21 protein-coding genes are annotated in these 18,659 nt (G+C 36.0%); 6 read left to right on the plus strand and 15 right to left on the minus strand.

Annotated elements, in window-relative coordinates; translation table 11 throughout:
* Nucleotides 1–26: 26 nt before the first annotated feature.
* The 10 genes from ACNI3C_RS11510 to ACNI3C_RS11555 all read right to left on the minus strand — a co-directional run bounded on the left by ACNI3C_RS11510 (nucleotide 27) and on the right by ACNI3C_RS11555 (nucleotide 10,254).
* Complete coding sequence (locus tag ACNI3C_RS11510) at nucleotides 27–470, minus strand: Sua5 YciO YrdC YwlC family protein (RefSeq protein ID WP_419769948.1); 444 nt, start codon at nucleotides 468–470, stop codon at nucleotides 27–29.
* Nucleotides 470–3,712: a carbamoyl-phosphate synthase large subunit gene (gene carB / locus ACNI3C_RS11515; protein WP_419769949.1), complete on the minus strand. Its 3,243-nt coding sequence runs from the start codon at nucleotides 3,710–3,712 to the stop codon at nucleotides 470–472. The genes ACNI3C_RS11510 and carB overlap by 1 nt, the downstream gene beginning before the upstream one ends.
* Before the next feature lie 141 nt (nucleotides 3,713–3,853).
* Entirely contained in the window at nucleotides 3,854–4,531 is a 678-nt protein-coding gene (locus ACNI3C_RS11520; RefSeq protein ID WP_419769950.1) for a HesA/MoeB/ThiF family protein, read from the minus strand.
* 23 nt (nucleotides 4,532–4,554) lie between these two features.
* The gene (gene xseB / locus ACNI3C_RS11525; protein ID WP_419769951.1) at nucleotides 4,555–4,764 is read right to left on the minus strand and encodes an exodeoxyribonuclease VII small subunit; all 210 of its coding nucleotides are present in this window, start codon (nucleotides 4,762–4,764) and stop codon (nucleotides 4,555–4,557) included.
* A 1-nt stretch (nucleotide 4,765) separates the two neighbouring features.
* Complete coding sequence (gene metX / locus ACNI3C_RS11530) at nucleotides 4,766–5,869, minus strand: homoserine O-acetyltransferase MetX (RefSeq protein WP_419769952.1); 1,104 nt, start codon at nucleotides 5,867–5,869, stop codon at nucleotides 4,766–4,768.
* Nucleotides 5,870–5,940: 71 nt separating this feature from the next.
* Nucleotides 5,941–6,384 (minus strand): protein tyrosine phosphatase family protein, encoded by a 444-nt coding sequence (locus ACNI3C_RS11535; protein WP_419769953.1) that lies wholly within the window; start codon nucleotides 6,382–6,384, stop codon nucleotides 5,941–5,943.
* A 9-nt stretch (nucleotides 6,385–6,393) separates the two neighbouring features.
* Entirely contained in the window at nucleotides 6,394–7,656 is a 1,263-nt protein-coding gene (locus ACNI3C_RS11540) for a DEAD/DEAH box helicase (protein WP_419769954.1), read from the minus strand.
* A gap of 5 nt (nucleotides 7,657–7,661) precedes the next feature.
* Nucleotides 7,662–9,491, minus strand: a complete 1,830-nt coding sequence (locus ACNI3C_RS11545; protein ID WP_419769955.1) for an ABC-F family ATP-binding cassette domain-containing protein — start codon at nucleotides 9,489–9,491, stop codon at nucleotides 7,662–7,664.
* Between the two features lie 65 nt (nucleotides 9,492–9,556).
* Entirely contained in the window at nucleotides 9,557–9,970 is a 414-nt protein-coding gene (locus ACNI3C_RS11550) for a hypothetical protein (RefSeq protein WP_419769956.1), read from the minus strand.
* Between the two features lie 53 nt (nucleotides 9,971–10,023).
* Nucleotides 10,024–10,254 (minus strand): hypothetical protein, encoded by a 231-nt coding sequence (locus ACNI3C_RS11555; RefSeq protein WP_419769957.1) that lies wholly within the window; start codon nucleotides 10,252–10,254, stop codon nucleotides 10,024–10,026.
* Between the two features lie 166 nt (nucleotides 10,255–10,420).
* On the opposite strand from ACNI3C_RS11555, the gene ACNI3C_RS11560 reads away from it, so the two are divergent.
* Nucleotides 10,421–10,666 (plus strand): ComEA family DNA-binding protein, encoded by a 246-nt coding sequence (locus ACNI3C_RS11560; protein WP_419769958.1) that lies wholly within the window; start codon nucleotides 10,421–10,423, stop codon nucleotides 10,664–10,666.
* Between the two features lie 23 nt (nucleotides 10,667–10,689).
* Here ACNI3C_RS11560 and ACNI3C_RS11565 read toward each other — a convergent pair whose 3' ends face one another.
* On the minus strand, nucleotides 10,690–11,994 hold the full coding sequence (locus ACNI3C_RS11565) for an APC family permease (RefSeq protein ID WP_419769959.1): 1,305 nt from the start codon (nucleotides 11,992–11,994) through the stop codon (nucleotides 10,690–10,692).
* Nucleotides 11,995–12,003: 9 nt separating this feature from the next.
* Complete coding sequence (locus tag ACNI3C_RS11570) at nucleotides 12,004–12,750, minus strand: SpoIIAA family protein (RefSeq protein WP_419769960.1); 747 nt, start codon at nucleotides 12,748–12,750, stop codon at nucleotides 12,004–12,006.
* Nucleotides 12,751–12,892: 142 nt separating this feature from the next.
* On the opposite strand from ACNI3C_RS11570, the gene ACNI3C_RS11575 reads away from it, so the two are divergent.
* On the plus strand, nucleotides 12,893–13,372 hold the full coding sequence (locus tag ACNI3C_RS11575; RefSeq protein WP_419769961.1) for a NanQ anomerase/TabA/YiaL family protein: 480 nt from the start codon (nucleotides 12,893–12,895) through the stop codon (nucleotides 13,370–13,372).
* A gap of 1 nt (nucleotide 13,373) precedes the next feature.
* Here the strand turns inward: ACNI3C_RS11575 and ACNI3C_RS11580 are convergent, their stop codons facing one another.
* Nucleotides 13,374–13,793 carry a cupin domain-containing protein gene (locus tag ACNI3C_RS11580; protein WP_419769962.1) on the minus strand — a complete coding sequence of 140 codons (420 nt, stop codon included), beginning with the start codon at nucleotides 13,791–13,793 and terminating at the stop codon, nucleotides 13,374–13,376.
* Between the two features lie 101 nt (nucleotides 13,794–13,894).
* Between ACNI3C_RS11580 and ACNI3C_RS11585 the strand changes: the two genes are divergently transcribed.
* The 4 genes from ACNI3C_RS11585 to ACNI3C_RS11600 all read left to right on the plus strand — a co-directional run bounded on the left by ACNI3C_RS11585 (nucleotide 13,895) and on the right by ACNI3C_RS11600 (nucleotide 17,641).
* Nucleotides 13,895–14,152 carry a hypothetical protein gene (locus ACNI3C_RS11585; RefSeq protein WP_419769963.1) on the plus strand — a complete coding sequence of 86 codons (258 nt, stop codon included), beginning with the start codon at nucleotides 13,895–13,897 and terminating at the stop codon, nucleotides 14,150–14,152.
* Between the two features lie 135 nt (nucleotides 14,153–14,287).
* A complete protein-coding gene (locus ACNI3C_RS11590; RefSeq protein WP_419769964.1) occupies nucleotides 14,288–15,364 on the plus strand; it encodes a YeeE/YedE family protein in 1,077 nt (358 codons plus the stop codon).
* 12 nt (nucleotides 15,365–15,376) lie between these two features.
* Nucleotides 15,377–15,991 (plus strand): ACP phosphodiesterase, encoded by a 615-nt coding sequence (locus ACNI3C_RS11595; RefSeq protein ID WP_419769965.1) that lies wholly within the window; start codon nucleotides 15,377–15,379, stop codon nucleotides 15,989–15,991.
* 69 nt (nucleotides 15,992–16,060) lie between these two features.
* A complete protein-coding gene (locus ACNI3C_RS11600; RefSeq protein ID WP_419769966.1) occupies nucleotides 16,061–17,641 on the plus strand; it encodes an inorganic phosphate transporter in 1,581 nt (526 codons plus the stop codon).
* Between the two features lie 70 nt (nucleotides 17,642–17,711).
* Here the strand turns inward: ACNI3C_RS11600 and ACNI3C_RS11605 are convergent, their stop codons facing one another.
* A complete protein-coding gene (locus ACNI3C_RS11605) occupies nucleotides 17,712–18,344 on the minus strand; it encodes a LysE family translocator (protein WP_419769967.1) in 633 nt (210 codons plus the stop codon).
* Between the two features lie 69 nt (nucleotides 18,345–18,413).
* Nucleotides 18,414–18,641, minus strand: coding sequence for a hypothetical protein (locus ACNI3C_RS11610; protein WP_419769968.1), 228 nt, complete (start codon nucleotides 18,639–18,641; stop codon nucleotides 18,414–18,416).
* Nucleotides 18,642–18,659: the final 18 nt, after the last annotated feature.

Raw genomic sequence — 18,659 nt, forward strand, 5'->3', positions numbered from 1 at the left:
AAGAAATATTCAGTACGTCAATTGCTTTACCTTAGCTTCTGTATTCTATTACAAGACAACTTAATTATATGTGAAGACTTGGCTTCATAAAGTCCTCGTGCATCTTCTACAACAACATCTGCATGCTCAAAAGCAAAAGGGAAATGAAACGCCTTTTTTGTCTCATTGGCCGACGTAGAGTAAAGAATTTTCATTTTTTTAACAAACTCATAGTGTGCACAATCTTTACTGACCACACGATAAGAGTTCCCATTGGGGTAGATAAAGGTGCTGTTTTTTGCTCGTCGTACTTTGGCTCTGAACTCTTTTGGTACGCGCGTTAATGTGTTGAGTGTTTTAAAAGAGTCCACAACCTGAAGAATTTTTTGATGGGGAACTCTTTTTTTAATGGCACTGAGCTTTTTATCATTCTTAGATAAAAAGCCTACTGTCGTGTCCGTTTGTGCAAGATAAACTTTTGAAGCGTCCATCAATCATTTAAAAAATCTTGGATGGCTTTCACATTGGCCACATTTCCAGATTTTAACTCTCTGATTGCTTCAACAGAAGGAATAGCTGCAGCTACAGTGGTAAAGTATGGTACATTCATTCTTAATACCGCTCTTCTGATATTTTTACCATCATCTTTTGAAAGCTCTTTGCCATCACTGGTATTGATTGCCATAGCAATCTCTCCATTGGTTAAAAGGTCGGTGATATTAGGTCGCCCTTCACTGACTTTAAGTACTTTTTCACAAGCAATTCCAGCTTCACTGATGATTTTGTGTGTACCACCCGTTGATACAATTGTAAAACCTTGTTCAACCAAACCACCTGCAATTTTTGGACCAAACTCTTTATCCAAATCACATAAAGAGATAAACACTTTTCCTTCTCTTGGTAAATCATTTTTAGCAGCACTTTGAGATTTAGCAAAAGCAATGGCAAAGTTTGAGGCAATTCCCATAACTTCACCCGTTGATTTCATTTCAGGACTCAACAGTAAATCTGCTCCTGAAAGTTTATTAAATGGGAAAACCGCTTCTTTAACGGCAACATGGTTTTTTAATTTTGGTTTTAAAACACCATTGCCTTCATACACAATATTTTTGTCATACACAGCAAGAGCATCTCTGAGTGATTCACCCCACATAACACGAGTAGCAATTTTTGCCAAAGGCATACCTGTGGCTTTACTCACAAAAGGAACCGTTCTTGAAGCTCTTGGATTAACTTCAATCAAATAGATTTCCCCTTTATGAATCGCATATTGAACGTTCATCAATCCAACAACACCTAAACCTAAAGCCATATTTTTTGTTTTCACTTCAAGTTGTGCAATCAAATCTTCACTGATAGATACAGGAGGCAATGAACATGCAGAATCACCAGAGTGAATACCCGCTTCTTCAATGTGTTGCATGATTCCACCCACATAAACCTCTTTGCCATCACAAATACAATCTACGTCTAATTCAATGGCTCTGTCTAAGAATTTGTCAATTAAAACAGGGGCATCGTTTGAAACTGAAACCGCTTCATCCATGTATTGTTTTAACTCATCGGTTGAATAGACAATTTTCATTCCTCTTCCACCAAGGACAAACGATGGTCTTACCAATACTGGGTAACCAATTCGCTCAGCAATTTCAATGGCTTGTGTTACTTCAACGGCTGTACCATTGTCAGGTTGTAACAATCCTGCTTTTTCTACGAAGCTTGAGAATTTTTCTCTATCTTCAGCTAAATCAATCACTTCTGCAGTTGTACCAATAATTTTTGCACCAATTTTTGTTAATGCATTGGCAAGTTTAAGAGGGGTTTGTCCTCCAAAGTGAACAATGACACCATCGGGATTCTCTTTTTCAACAACACTTCTTACGTGTTCAAAATCAATGGGTTCAAAATATAAAATATCTGAAGTATCATAATCCGTTGATACGGTTTCTGGGTTGCAGTTATACATGATGGTTTTAACACCCATTTCATTTAAGGCAAAACTGGCGTGTACACAACAGTAATCAAACTCAATACCTTGTCCAATTCTGTTTGGTCCACCACCAATGATCATCACTTTTTTCTCACTGCTTACGGGTTTTGCTACTTTTGGCAACCGTGTGATATTGGTTGTTGAGTAAAGGTAAGGCGTTAAGGCTTTAAATTCAGCCGCACACGTATCGACTTCGTTGTATTCAAAATCAACATCTAACGCTTTTCTGGCTTGATAAACATCCTCTTCTGTTTTCCCAATTAATGTTGCAATCATCTTATCACTGAAACCATTGGTTTTTGCATTTCTCATTGCCTTTTCATCGGTTAAAATGGATTCTGTCATAGAGGTTTCAATGTCATAAATTTCTCTGAATTTCGTTAAAAACCAAGGGTCAATTTTTGACAATTCAAAAACATCTTCATTTGAAAGACCTTCTCGGTATCCTTGCATTAAATATAAAAGTCGAGAGTCATTGGGTCGTCTGATCTCTTTTTTAATAAAGTCTAAATCGCCTTTCATTTTATCAAAACCAATCAATCCTGTTTCTAAAGAACAGAGCGCTTTTTGAATAGACTCATTAAACGTTCGTCCCATTGCCATAACTTCACCTACTGATTTCATAGAAGTTGTTAACGTAGAGTTTGCTTTAGGGAATTTTTCAAATGTAAATCGTGGAATTTTTGTAACAATATAATCAATGACTGGCTCAAAAGAGGCGGCTGTTCCTGTAATGTCGTTGGTGATTTCATCTAAGGTAAATCCAACGGCTAAAAGCGTTGCTACTTTTGCAATGGGGTATCCTGTTGCTTTTGAAGCCAAAGCTGAACTTCGTGAAACCCTTGGATTCATCTCAATAACAATCATTCTTCCCGTTTCTGGGTTAATTGAGAATTGTACGTTTGAACCACCGGTGTCCACTCCAATCTCTCTTAAAATATCAAACGAAGCATTTCTCATGTTTTGATACTCTTTGTCTGTCAGGGTTAAAGCAGGCGCAATTGTAATAGAATCGCCTGTGTGTACACCCATTGGGTCTAAGTTTTCAATTGAACATACGATAATACAGTTATCTTTGCTGTCTCGGATAACTTCCATTTCGTACTCTTTCCAACCCAAAAGAGACTCTTCAACTAAAATTTCAGAAATTGGGCTGGCGTCAAGTCCTGATTGTGCCAATTCTTTATACTCATCAATATTGTAAGCAACGCCAGAACCTCCACCTGCAAGTGTAAATGAAGCACGAATGATCAGAGGGAAACCAATCTCTTCTGCTGCTAGCATGGCATCGTCCATGTTATACGCATATTTTGATTTAGGTAAATCCATACCTATTTTTATCATCGCTTCTTTAAAAAGCTGTCTGTCTTCACCTTTATTAATCGCATCGGGGTGTGCCCCCAAAAATTTAACGCCTTCTAACATACCTTTTTCGTACATTGATGTTGCTACATTCAGTGCTGTTTGTCCACCCATTGTAGGTAAAATAGCATCAATATTTTCTTGTGCAATGATTTTAGCAACCACCTCTTCAGTGATGGGCTCGATGTACGTTTTATCTGCAAACTCAGGATCAGTCATAATTGTTGCTGGATTTGAATTAATCAATACAACTCTGTATCCTAACTCTTTTAACGTTTTCGTTGCTTGTGTTCCAGAATAGTCAAACTCACACGCTTGACCAATAATAATTGGACCAGAACCGATAAGTAAAATAGATTTTATGTCTTCTCTTTTTGGCATTAAAGTTCCCTATAATTGTATTTAAAATTTGGATATTTTATCTAAAAAGTACTTAAAAAAATGTTAGATTTATACAGAGGAAAAAGAAGAATTAAATAAATGTGTTTTTATGACACCCCTAAGATACGAAAGCGTATCTTATTATTTGGGTAAGCCAAATTTTTGAGAGATAAGTTCACCCTCTTCATTAAAACTGAGGTAATATAAAATATCTTTTTTCACGCTTAAGCCTGTTAAATATCGAATGGCCAAATTCGCTTGCAAAGAGCCTATGTGCATAACAATAGGACAAGCAATTCCATTGGGTTTTCTGTCGTTGATTTTAAACACCGCTTCATATGAGGCGTGTTCAAAAAAACAGACTTGACCATGAAACTCTTCCACACTTCCATAAATCCAAGGTTGGTTTCGTTTCATGCAATATTCATTAATAGATGCACGAGTAGGCAAGTTATCTGTGGCATCAATGATTAAGTCAAACTCTAAATTTCGTGCTGCAAAATCATCAAAACTCTCTGTGTAGGCAGTCACTTTAACATAAGGACAACGTGACTCAACCAACTCCTTTAAGACTTCAGCTTTATACTTGCCATCATCACCGACTTTAAAACCAATTTGTCTGTGAATATTGTGTACCCCTACTTCGTCAAAATCAACAAAAGCAAACTCCCCAATACCCGAAGCCCCAAGCGCAATAGCCAACGTACAACCCAGCCCTCCACTTCCAATAATAGCAACCTTTTTAGAAGCCAAAGCGTCTTGTACCTCTTCACCCCAAAGTTTTATCTGTCGGTTAAAATATTCATGTAATTCGTTCATTTTGTGCTCCAAATATTCTGATATTATTTATTAAGTTCTTCAAATTGAAGTTTGGCATCATCGAGCATTTTTTGTGCTTCTTGCAACTCTTTGATGCCATTTTTATAGACCTCTACGGAATTACTTAAGGTAATTTGTGGGTCGATGAGTTGGTTTAAGAGTTTTTTAGCACTCTCGATTTTCTCTTCAAAATTGATGTTTTTTGTTTCATTTTCTACGGTTACTTCGCTCATTTTAATCCTTTAAATACGCTTTTATATCGGCACTGAATTTATCTATCTCAACCAAAAATGAGTCATGCCCGTGTTGGCTTGGAATCATTTTATACGTGACCAAATCCTCTTTTCCTAAATCAATCATAATATCACGAATCTCTTCCATCTCTTGTGGGAAAAAGAGCACATCATCGGAAAAAGAGATTAAGTGTAACTTTCCTTGCACTTTGGCCAAAGCATCGGGGAGTTTATCGCTTCCTCGTGCAGCATCAAAAATATTCATGGTTTTACAAATATACAAATAGGACAACGGGTCAAATATTTTTGGGAAATTGTAGGCATTGTACTCCAAATAGGCTTCCACTTCAAAACGTCCAAAGAGTTCATACAATCCATCGGTTTGGGCATAATTTCGTCCAAATTTATTGTTCATAGAGTTTGGACCCACATAAGCAATCAACCCTGCCATTCTTCCAATAGCAAGTCCTGGGAGTGATTTGGCAATCAAATCCTCTTTAGTATATTTCCCGTTTTGAAAAGCAGGGTCATGACGAATGGACTCAATGGCAATTTTGTTTAATGCAATCGCCCAAGGTCTGGTGTAAGCCGTTGTAGCAAGGGCAATATAACAATCGGCAAATTTGGGATACTCAATAGAGTAACACAACGCTTGCATTCCTCCCATCGAACCTCCAATAACGGCTTTAACATGCGTAATGCCCAAAGAGTCATAAAGCCTTTTTTGTGCTTTTACAATATCGGAAATGGTTAAGACGGGAAATTTAAATCGGTAAGCTTCCCCGTTTTTTGTCATAGGACTCATGGGTGAAGTTGAACCAAAACATGAACCCAAGTTATTGCTGCAAATCACAAAATATTTTGTGGTATCGATGGTTTTCCCATCGCCAATGAAGTTGTCCCACCACCCTGGTTTTGCCTCATTGGCGTATCTTCCAGCAGCATGGTGTGAACCACTTAAGGCATGGCAAATCACAATTACATTGGACTTATCTTCATTTAATTCACCGTAAGTTTCATAAATGATTTCATAATTTTCTAATATTCGTCCGCTTTCTAAGTGTAAAGGATTGGTAAATTTTGCTGTTTTTGTTTCTATTTTCAAATATATTCCATGGTTATTTTATTGGTGGCAATTTTAACAAACTTTTTCTAAAAGAGATATACATTGCTTTTTTAGTCAAGATTTTGCAATTCTGCCTTCATGAGTTCTTGCCATTTTGCATTGGGTGACCACTCTTCGAATAAGCTTAAATTGATCTCTTCAAAAGGTGTGCGTAAGATATATTTATGGTACACATACATAAATGCACTCACACGATAGTTTTTAGCACAATGCACCCAAACTTTTTTTTCATTTAATGCAACCATAATGTCCATAAAGATTTTCAAGTCACTTAAGGTGGGGTTTTCAAAGTCCACAGGAATATGAATATAGTTCATGCCCAAGTTTTTGACAATGACATCTTCATTTTCAACAGCATTCGCTGCACTGCTTAAAGCCAAATTAATCACAACAGCAAAGCCATTTGAAGCAATGCGTTCAAACTCTTCTTGAGTAGGTTGTCCAGAGGTCGAAATCTTTTCATCTATTTTAATGTAGTTTAAAACTTGCTCCATGCTCAACTCCTATTTTGTGTTTTGTTGTGCTTGCTCTCTAAGTTTATCTTTTTTACTTTTTCTTTTCCCTTTAATGGGCTCATTACCTTTGGCTTTTAAAACAGGCTCACCTTTTAATTCAAACCCTTCTATTTGCTCTTTTTCCAACGTTATTTGGCATCTTTTTTCAATGAGTTTAAAGTGCTCTTGGTCTTCATGGTCAATAAAAGTAAGCGCTACTCCACTCTTTCCTGCTCGGGCAGTTCGCCCAACTCTATGGACATAATCTGCAGGACTTCTGGGTAAATCAAAATTAACCACGCAGGCAATATCACAAATATCCAACCCTCTTGCAGCTATGTCCGTAGCAAAAAGAATATTGAGCTTTTTCTCTTTAAATTCATTGAGTGTGAAGTTTCTCTCCTCTTGAATCAAATCGCCATGAAAAGAGTCTGCTTTAAATCCATGTTTTCTGAATTTTGCAGCGATATTATCTGCTGAGCGTTTGTTTGCCATAAAAACCAACACGTGATCCCACAGTTCACTTTTCAACAAGTGTCGCAACAGTGGTGCACGATTCTCTTTATTGACCTCAATGACTCTTTGATGAATCTTTTGCACCACCAAGGTCTCTTCTTCAATGTCAACGTTGAGTGCATCGGTTGTGATTTTTGCAACTAAATTTAAAATTTTAGGAGGGTACGTAGCAGAAAAAAACAAGTTTTGTCGTTTAGGGGGTAAGGCTTCTAAAATCAAGTCCAGCTCTTGTGCAAAACCTAAATCAAGCATTTTATCCGCTTCATCAAGAACCAAAAACTCTAAAAACTCCAAGTTCATCTGTTTCTTTTTTAACACATCAATAAAGCGCCCCGCCGTTGCTACTAAAACATCGCACCCTTTTTGTATTTCATGAAGTTGATCACCAATTTGCTCTCCACCTATAACAGAGACAATTTTGGGTTTTTCAGAACAATATTTGCCTAAAAGAGAAAATACTTCAGCCACTTGAAGCGTAAGTTCTCGCGTGGGAGTTAACACCAACGCTTGGATTCTCTTTTTTTTACTTTTTTGATTGTTCATAATATGATGCAAAATTGGCAACACAAAACTGGCCGTTTTCCCACTGCCCGTTTGTGCTTTTGCGATGACATCTTTGCGTGCTAAAACCAGTGGAATGACTTGGCTTTGTATTGCAGTGGGTGTCATATACCCATTGTGTTTTAAAGCACGTTCAATTTCCAGCGAGAAATTAAATGCAGTAAATGAGACAGGTGTTTTTACTTTATTCTTCAAAGGAGTTACAGCTCTTCGAGTTTTTTATCATAGGTTTTAAGAATTTCATCCAGTTTTAACTGCACTTTTTCTAACAATGCAAACTTCTCTTCAATCGTTTTTTCATGCGTTGCAATCACTTTTGAAAGTTCAATAATTTTGCTGTTGTCTGCTTTGTTTGTGGCTTCGGTTAATTCGTGTTGTTCTCGTTCAATCAAATCTTCAATTTTAATGATTTGCTCTTCATACGCTTCAATCTCTTTTTTCATAGGAGAGGTGAGTTGGTTTCTCTCTTGAAGCAGGGCTGTTCGCATTTTTTTATGCTCTTTTTTATTGAATTTGGGTTTACTTTTAACTTTAACTTCGCCCTCCTCTTCTTCCCAACCAATTTTCTCTAAAAACTCATCATAAGTTCCATCAAAAACCGTTGCTTCCCCTTTGGCAAACACAATCAGTCTGTCACACACACTTCGCAATAACTCTTCACTGTGAGTTACTACAATACAAGAACCCGCAAAGTTTTTTATGGCTTGAGTCAGCGCTGCAATTGAATCCATGTCTAAGTGGTTGGTTGGCTCATCTAAAAAAAGTAAATTCACTTCTTTGGCTAAAATTTTACCCAACATTACTCGGCTTTTTTCTCCACCTGAGAGCAAGGAAATCTTTTTCTTAGCATTGTCTCCACTGAACATCATGGAACCACAAATTTGTCTCACAGTTGCTTCTGAAAGTTTATTGTTGGCCAAATAGACTTCATCCATGATGATATTATCTGGATTGAGGTGTGAAATATTGGTTTGCCCAAAGTGACCAAACGTAACACTGCCGTGGTACTCTATTTCACCACTTAATTTTTTAAGTTCCCCCGCAATGACATTTAACAGTGTTGATTTCCCTTTCCCATTTTTTCCAATAATCCCTATGGTTTCACCACTTTGAAGGGCAAAAGAGATATTTTTAAATAAAATATTATCTTCGGTATATCCAAAGCTGACATCTTTGACATCAAGCAAAAATTTTGCAGGGGTATCTTTGTATTTAAAATCAAATTTAAGAGTGGAATCAAACCCCAAATCATCTAAAATATCCATCTTTTCAAGTTGTTTGACTTTTGATTGTGCTAATGCAGCCGTTGAAGCTCGAGCTTTGTTTCTGGCTATAAACTCTTCAAGCTCTTTGACTTTTTTATCTTGAGAAATTTTTTGTTTCTCATAATGCTCTTCATCGCTTTTAAGTTGTTCATAAAATTTGTGTGTATTTCCCGGAATTACATTGAGTGTTCTTCTAATAATTCCCATGGTGTGAGTGGTAATAGCATCCATAAAGTCTCTGTCGTGTGTAATGAGTATGACTTCCCCGTCAAATGATTTCAAAAACTCTTTTAACCATCTCAATGAAAGAATATCCAAGTAGTTTGTTGGCTCATCAAGAAGCAATAAATTGGGTTCAGTCAATAACAATTTTGCCAAGTTAATACGAATTTGATATCCTCCTGAAAATGACCAAGGATCTTTTTCTAAATCTTCTTCAACGAATCCCAATCCAAAAAGAATCTTTTCTGCTTTATAAATACTGAATTTATCGTCTTCTGCCAGTGCCAATGCCGTTTCATCAATGAGTGTTTTTTCTGTAAATACAAGGTGCTGTTTAAGTGCCCCAATTCGATACCCTTTAGGAATGGCAATATCACCGCTGTCTGCTTGCTCTTCACCTAAAATAAGTTTAAAAAGGGTAGATTTCCCGCTTCCATTTCGACCCACAAGCCCTATTCTGTTTCCTGAATTCATTCTGAAATTCAAATTTGAAAAAAGTTCATTGGTTGCAAAACTTTTTGAGATGTTCGTTAATTCTATCATATTACTCTTTTTTTATTTTTATATCTTCTTTAAGGTTGGAAGTATACGGAATAGTTTGTTATATACTAATTAGGCGATTTGTGATTCAAAAAAGTTTTAAGCAAAAGTTCAATTTTGATTTTATCGCTTTGTTCAATTTTAAAATGGGCATCAAGTGATTTAAGCGACAAGTCACCCAAATGTATCTTGTCATCAGTGTGAATAAAGTGATTGATACCTTTCCCTTTAATGCCACCAATAGAGAGTTTCAGTCGATTTTTATGCAGTTTATTCAAGTAGCGAGAACCTCTTGAAAAACCAATATAGACTCGAGCTTCAGGGATACTTTTCATCTCATAACGGTTGTTTTGCATGGAATCTATGATTTTGTAACTGTAACAATCAATGAGTTGTATAATGGACGCTTCCATATCTAAATGTTGTTGCAATAGACCCGATTTTGGGTTGCCTTGTATATATACCACATCGCATTCATACATTCATCTTCTTTATCTATCGTTTGAGTTTTGACACTATAGCTTAATTGTTGCAATTATACGATGGTATCAACCTCAAAATTATAATACTCTTCAATGTTGCTAAATTCAAAATCAACATAATCTTTTGAGACAATTTCATAATTGTATTTGGTAATTTCATTGGCCAAACTGATTTTTCTGTAATCTAGGGTTTTAAGTATTTCAAATTTTCTCGCCACATCTTCCACGCACTGCGATGAGAAAAAATTGTCAGGATTAAAGGGCTCTTTGCTTTTTATTTTCACGTCAATCCTTCAAGGTTTTATTTTTAATAGCTATACATATATCATTCCGTTGAGTAGGCGATTTTAGCCTATTTGAGAGATATTATGTAACATTTATGTGATTATATAAGCTAATATTAATAAAACATAGTGAATAATAAAATATTCTAATTAAAGGAGAAGAATAATGAAAAGTCTATTGTGTTTAATTGCGTTAAGTTTTTCACTCTTTGCTTTAGATTTAAATAAAGCAACCTTAGATGAACTGACAACCTTAAAAGGCATTGGTGCAGTAAAAGCAAAAAGTATTATTGCTTACAGAGAAGCCAATAAGTGTATAAAGTCTTTGGATGATTTGCTCAATATCAAAGGCATTGGAGAGTCGTTTTTAACAAAAAACAAAAATGAGATCTCTCTTTCACCTTGCAAATAAAATAAGCAGTGCAAGTGCACTGCTTATTGGGTTTTATATTTTCGCGAAAAAAGCCATGCAGACAATGTCAAAACAACATATAAGCCCACAATAAAATAGAGTTGGTCAATGTGTTGAGTGAATTCATAATATAAAATAAACACAGCAGCTAAAGTCAGTGAAACAATTGATAGAATAATAACCATTAATGAAGCCCCCGTTTTTTTATACATTTTCAAATTGGCAAAAGCGACAAGAATCGAAACCAATAAAAACGTAATGCTCCCAAACTCCAATATCATCTCTAAATTTCCAATAAGAATAAGAACAAAAGCAAAAAGTGCCATCATAAAAATGGCAATCATGGGAATATTGTTTTTACGTTGGTTTAAAATAAGTGGGAAATAACCATCTTTGGCAATGACACCTACCAATCTTGATGCACCAAAAAGTGTTCCACTAATAGCACTGCTCGTTGCTAAAAGTGCTCCAATGATGATTAAATTGCTGCCCCATTCTCCCAGAATTTTTTTTGCACCCGCAGCTAAAGCGTACTCTTTATTTTGAATGATTTCATCAAAAGGAATGGCAAGAATGCCTCCTGAGGCAATGATAACATAAATCACAATGGCAACACTTATCGCAATATAGATTGATTTGGGGATATTCACTTTGGGTTTTTCCATCTCATCAACCGCATTGATGACCAATTGAAACCCTTCAAACGCCACAAAGGTCAAAGAAGCCACAATTAAAATTGACAAAAGATTGAACTTTGGACTGATTTCAACCAGTTGGGGCAATGTTGTATTTGAGTGGCTAATGAGAATAACCGAAATGACCGTTAAAATAATCAGTTTACTGTAGACCATCAAATCTTCAATTTTACCCATGCCTTTCACACTCCAAACATTCACCAAAGTAAAAATTAAAATGATACATCCAGCAACCCCTTTACGAACCAAATCGTTATTGGCAAATTCAAAGGTACTGATGGCATACGACGCAAACGTATAGGCATAAAGCGCTAAGGTACTGATGTATCCAAATACAATCCACCACCCCACCACAGAAGATAAAAAAGATGAACCTGTGAATGTATTGATAATAAAAGAGTAAGGCGCACCCTCATCTTGGTAATGCACGCCCAGTTTTATGTAAGAGTATGAAGCCAATGCTGCTATGAGTCCGCCTATGACAAAAGCAATGGGGGTGTATACGCCAATGAGTGAAACAGAAACACCAAAAACAGTAAATATTCCTCCACCAATCATTCCTCCTAAAGCAATGGCGACTAATTCAAGAGCACCAAGTGCCTTGTTTCTTCTTCTGTGAATATCTTTAGACACAATAACCTCTTATGCTTTCAACCAAGACAAAGCCTCTTCTTTGGTATCGAAATGTTGAATTTCACCTGAGACAAACCAAGATGAAAGTTTTATGCCATATTCAAGCCACTTTACCGTACCAAAAATAGCAATTTTTTCAAAATCAGAACCATACCGCAAGGCAATTTTAAAATCATCCCAAGCTGCACGGAATTCCCAATTTTCAAACTCGGTAATGTCGACAAAAACATTTATTTTAGGCTCACTCACACTCTCTAATGCTGCATCTAAAAAGGGGGTCATTTTTTCATAATCTTCATGAGTAAGCGTTCCTAAAACTTTAAACGTCAGATAAAAAGTATCTTCAATTCTCTCCATACCAAAAGTGATACCATGCCGTTTTATCTTTACTTCAGGTGTTAATATCCATGCTTTGGCATTTTCAAGTTCATAAAACGTAAAAGTTTTCACTTTGGCATTCACAAAATGACTTACCACCGCTTGTGCAAACCTTCCAATCATGGAATTGGTTACCACAGCAACATGAGAAATTTTGGTATGATACGCTTTGACAAATTTTAAATGAGACAACAATCCTGCAAACGATTCCCAACCAGGAAACGATTCTACATGAATAATAATGCCATTGAGTTTTTGATGTTTTTTAATGTAGGGGTCGATTATTTTTGCCGCGTGAAGGAAATCTTTTTCACATAAAGCACCATTGGGCTCTAAAATAACCAGAGACTCTTTTTCGTTTAAATTCACATTTAACATTGTTTTTCCTTTGGATTAACACAACTTGATGTTGATTTTAAAACAGTTGATTATACTGCAATAATAAAAAAAAACGCCTAAACAAGGAGAGTAATTTCAAAATTAACATGGTAAAATAAATAAATTCAAACTAGGATTAGAAATGGCAATTTTCGGAAAATTGGAACTACTCAAAGATCAACTCCCCCAAGAAGCGTTTCAAAAAGCATTTAACTACTTGAAGAACATTTCAGTAGATTTTTTAGAGATAAAAGAGGGAGAGTGTGTTAAAGAGTTTATCGATGAAAACATTTTTGTGTTACATCAAGCGTATAAAACCAAAAAAAGAGAACTCTGTTTTTTTGAATCCCATAAAAAATATGTCGATATGCAGTATATTGTTTATGGTAAAGAGCAAATGGATGTTTCAAACATTGAAGAGTTAACTCTGCTGATGGAGTATAATCAAGAGAGTGATTTTGCCAAATATGAGAACAAACAAAACCATATTTCAACACTTTTGATTCAAGAGCAGGAGTTGGCAATATTTTACCCACAAGATGCTCACCAACCTTGTATCGAAGTAGATGAATCGCAACTCGTATACAAAGCGGTCATTAAAATACCTGTTGAACTGCTCTGATTTATTTTTTTAAAACAGTAATGGGTTCGTTTTTAATTCCTGCATAAAAAACAATAATTTGTGCAGGTACATCGCCTTTATTTTCACCATAATGCCACGTATCAACTAACTCGACAATCGAATCTCCTGCTTTTAATTCAAGAACTTTCCCCTTTTCACTGACTACTGTCAATTCACCTGAGACCAAAATTCCTGCATTCACTATAGGGTGTTTGTGCATGGGCAATTTTGAGTGAGGGGGTATGGTAATGTCTAAAATTGTTACTTGGGGTTGCCCTTTTGGATAGGCAGGCAAACTTGCACCGTTCCAACTGGAACTGCTTTTTGCCAAAGTTTTAACCACAACTCCTTTGGCTTCAAGAGCAAAAGAAGCCGTGCTTAAAAAAAGTATCGAAATAAAAAGATAGAGTAACTTGTGCATCTCCAAAACTCCTTAAACTGTTTTATCTATTCTATTGCAATTTTACTTAATGAGAAATATTTGTATTAAAAGTTATAATTTAAAAAAAATAAGGAGATGTAATGAGCCATGTAAAAAAACTCGAACTGCTCTTAAAAGAGGATGTATTGCTTGAAGTCAATGCTGAAGTGGAAGCATTAAAAGTACAATTACAAAAAAAACAGAAAAAAGAGTTACAAGAAGAGTTGGAATACATGCAAGCGGTTAAACTCTATTTTGATGAAGTGATAATGGATATTGATCATAACAATCTTAGCGAAGAAGATGCCCTTGAAATTTTAGAAAACCTTGAAGAGATGCGAGTGGAGGATGAAGTATAACTTTTTAAAACCATTCATTTAAACTGACTTAAAAACTCAGAGTAACTCTCATTCCAACTTAATTAATTTAGTAAAGCTATTTTATAATTGTTCTTAATTAAGATTATAAGCAATGATTATTAAATAAGGTTTTTTATGTTAAATTTTGAAATGTATGAGTGGGTCAATATTTTAGGTTTGATTATTGGTTTGGTTTTTGGTGCAGTTGCACAAGCAAAACAGTTTTGTTTCAGTGGCTCAATCAAAGATTATATTTTAACCAAATCGACCAAACGAGGCGCCTCTGTTATTATGGCAATGATTGTTGCCATTGTTGCCTCAGCTGTGGTTTCTTCTTTATTTGAACTGGATTTTACCACAACGCAATATTACAAAAGCAACATCAACTACGTTACCATTATTTTAGGTGGCAGTTTGTTTGGTGCGGGCATGATGTTAGCCGATGGCTGCAGTAACCGTCAGTTGGTCAAGTTTGCACAAGGGGACTCCAACTCGCTTATTACAATTGTTTTTGTTGCCATTTTTGCCTATGCTACGGCAAAAGGTTTTTTATATGGTTTATTTTCACCCCTTACAAATAATTCTACATTGATAGAATGGTCCTCTTTTATTCAAAACAGTACCATGAATATCTACGTTATTGTGGGAATTTTAGTTCTTTTTTTACTCTATTTAATCAAAGACATTAAAAGAATTATGACCTTAGGCGATGGTGTTATTATTGGATTGTTGGTCGCTTTGGCTTGGTACGTTACGGGAGTTTTAGGGGAAGAGAGCATGGAGAGAATTATCCCTTTAACGGGAATTACTTTTGTTTACCCCACCGCACAAAGTGTTGAACTTTTTATGTTTTATCAAGTCAATGAACTCTCTTTTGCCATCAGTTTGGTATGTGGCGTTTTATTAGGCACATTTGTTATGACTTTTTTTAATAAAAAATACAGTTTTGGATGTACTGCCAGTCAAAATCTGAACCGAACCAAATACAATATGCTGGGTGGTGCACTTATGGGTACGGGTGGCGTTTTATCGATTGGTTGTACTGTGGGGCAAGGTTTAACAGGGCTTTCAACACTGGCGGTAGCTTCGGGTGTGGCAATTGCCTCTATTTTACTTTCAGGAACCATCACTGCACTCATACTTAATAAATACAATAAACTGCCAATGTGTTTTATTTTCGAGTGGCAAGACAGACCTGACTACCAAATATAGGTATACCCTTTTATGAATTGGCTTGCACATATCTTTTTGTCTGAAAAAAGTATCGATTTTCAAATCGGAAATTATTTGGCAGATCCACTCAAAGGAAGAGTTTGGGAAGGTTCAAGTCAAGAGATAAAAAAAGGGATGTCTGTTCATAAAATCATTGATTCCTATACCGATTCACACACACTGTTTTTGCAAAGCAAAGCGCGCTTAGGCGACAAAGGTTTACTCAAAGCGTTGATCATTGATTTGACGTACGACTATTTGCTGACAAAAAACTGGCACCACTTTTGCAATGAAGATATAGAGACTTTTTTAGACTCATTTTACAGCCAAGCCATCAAAACACTTCCCCATTTACCTCTTCACGCAAGCCAACCACTTAAACGTATGGTTGAGTTTGATTTATTAAACAAATATCAAAACTTAACACACTTACGTGAAGCTTTTGAACGTATTGATAAAAGGCTCTCAACAAGGCTTGCCAAACGAGACACAGCAAGCGCTTATTTTCATAAAGTTTCACAAAACATTGATTGTATTGAAGAGGATTTTATGCTTTTTTTCCCTCAACTGTGCCAAAAAACCAAAGAACACATGGACAAAAATAGACTCACACACTGGAAAATCTGAACTTTACGGTGTAACTAAAAGGTAATAATTCTCCTATAAAATTTTGTATTTTTTAAAATAGGAGAAGGAATGACAACTACGAATAGTTACACTGCTGATTCAAAACTGAGCATTATTTTTGCATTGGGTTTTATAGCAGTTGTTGGATATTTTTTATATTGGGGTTCTGCTTATACCAATAATAACCATGCTGTTATATTCGTATTAGCAACACTCTTTGGTGTGTTTATGGCATTTAATATTGGGGGAAATGATGTTGCAAACTCTTTTGGTACAAGTGTAGGAGCTGGAACACTGACCATCAAACAAGCCTTAATTGTTGCGGCTATTTTTGAAGTCAGTGGTGCAGTTATTGCTGGTGGAGAGGTGACAAAAACCATACGTAAAGGAATTGTGGATTTATCGGAAATTGCGGTTGAACCTATGCAGTTTGTTTATATTATGATGTCTGCACTTTTTGCCGCAGCGCTTTGGTTACTTATTGCAACCAAAAAAGGGTGGCCTGTCTCAACCACACACTCAATTATCGGAGGTATCGTAGGAAGTTCTATTACCTTAGGTCTTTTAATAGGTGGTGCTGATACGGGTTTTGCTTTGGTCAAATGGGATAAAATTGGCACCATTGCATTTTCTTGGGTACTTTCACCTGTCCTTGGGGGAATTGTCTCTTATACTCTGTATTATCAAATCAAAAAATATGTTCTAATTTACAATGAAGAGAGTGCCGACAAATTAAAATCGATTAAAAAAGAGAAAAAAAGACATAAAGAGGAGCACAAACAAGCGTTTGAAAGACTTTCAGAACTGCAACAACTCTCTTACACAAACTCAATGGCAAGAGATGCACACACCATAAAAGACGATGATTTTGAGCTTGAAGATCTTGAGTCAGATTACTACAAAAAGATTTATGAAATTGAGAAAAAACAAGACAATGTCAATGCCACAAAAGCACTTGAAACCTATGTTCCTATGATTGCTGCCATTGGGGGTATGCTTATTTGTGGCATGTTGTTGTTTAAAGGGTTAAAAAACATGCACTTAGGCTTAAGTTCAATTGATAACTACCTTATCATTGGAATGATTGGTGCTTTTATTTGGTTGGCAACGGTTATTTTTGCTAAAACGCTCAAAGGAAAAGATTTAGACCGTTCAACGTTTCTTATGTTCAGTTGGATGCAAGTGTTTACTGCATCTGGTTTTGCATTCAGTCATGGTTCTAATGATATTGCCAATGCAATTGGACCCTTTGCGGCTATTTTAGACATTATTCGAACTGGACAAATTGGTTCAACAGCGGCAGTTCCAACCATTGCTATGTTGACGTTTGGTATTGCTTTGATTGTGGGATTGTGGTTTATTGGAAAAGAAGTCATTCAAACTGTCGGACACAATTTAACCAAAATGCACCCTGCTTCTGGATTTTCTGCAGAATTAGCAGCAGCGGGGGTGGTGATGATTGCTTCACTTTTAGGACTTCCTGTGTCAAGCACACACATTTTAATTGGTGCGGTTCTTGGAGTGGGTATGGTCAATCATAATACCAACTGGGAACTGATGAAACCAATTGCAATGGCATGGGTCATTACCTTACCAGCAGCTGGAATACTCTCTGCGCTTACGTTTATTGGTTTAAGAAACTTTTTTTAGTCGTTACAACATATTGGGGTATGGAAAAAATTTCATACCCCAATACCCAAAGTTTAAAATTTGTTCTGTCTTAATTGTGGTTTTTCAATTGCAACAAACCTACACCCATGGTAATAAACAATCCACCCGTGATTTTATTGAACCAATTCATTCTGTTTTTGTTGCTCAACCACACTTTTGATTTTTTAGCCAACGAGGCATACGTACATAACGAACAAAACGAAATGGTTAAAAACAGAAACGTCATAATAAAAAACTGTTCGGCAATAGGACGTTGAGTATCTAAAAATTGTGGGAAAATTGCAGTGAAAAACAAGATGGGTTTAGGGTTGGTCACGGCTAAAAAAAAGGCTTCGTAAAAATAGGCTTTTTTGCTTTTAATTTTGTAGTTTTTTTCCACAGCATCAAAAGTAATGACACCTTTGTTTCTTAAAAATTTAATCCCCAAATAGATTAAATACGCAGCCCCAATGACTTTGACTGCAATAAAAAGTGTCATTGAGGTGGTTAATAACACACCCAAACCCAATATTGCAGCAGTAGATAAAATAAAAAGACCCAAAATATTGCCAAAAGAGGCAAGTGCTACGGTTTTCATGTCGGTTCGTAAACCATTGGCAATGGCTAAAAAGATAGCGGGACCGGGACTGGTAATATAAAACAAAGCCACAACGGCATAGGCGAAAAAGAGTTCACTGTTCATTGGTATCCTTAGGTATATAATCGTAATTATACTCCAGCAATGTCACACAAATAAAATGAAATCGTGCTCTTATTTTTTGTTTCTTTTTTTTGACGCTTTTGCCATTTTGGCTTTTTTCTTTGCTTTTTCCTTAGCTAGGGCTAAATTGGCTGCTTTTCTGGCATTGACAATTTGTTCGTTTTCATATCGCTCTTGTGAAAATCCGACTCGCACAGCATTTTTGTTTTGATTGGCAGTTGCGGCAAGTTTTTCACCTTTGGCACTTTTAACGCTGTTATTGTTTTGACTTTTTGACATAATTGAACCTAATTTTTT

The sequence above is a fragment of the Marinarcus sediminis (SeqCode) genome (genome assembly GCF_048571275.1).
Lineage (GTDB): Bacteria > Campylobacterota > Campylobacteria > Campylobacterales > Arcobacteraceae > Marinarcus > Marinarcus sediminis.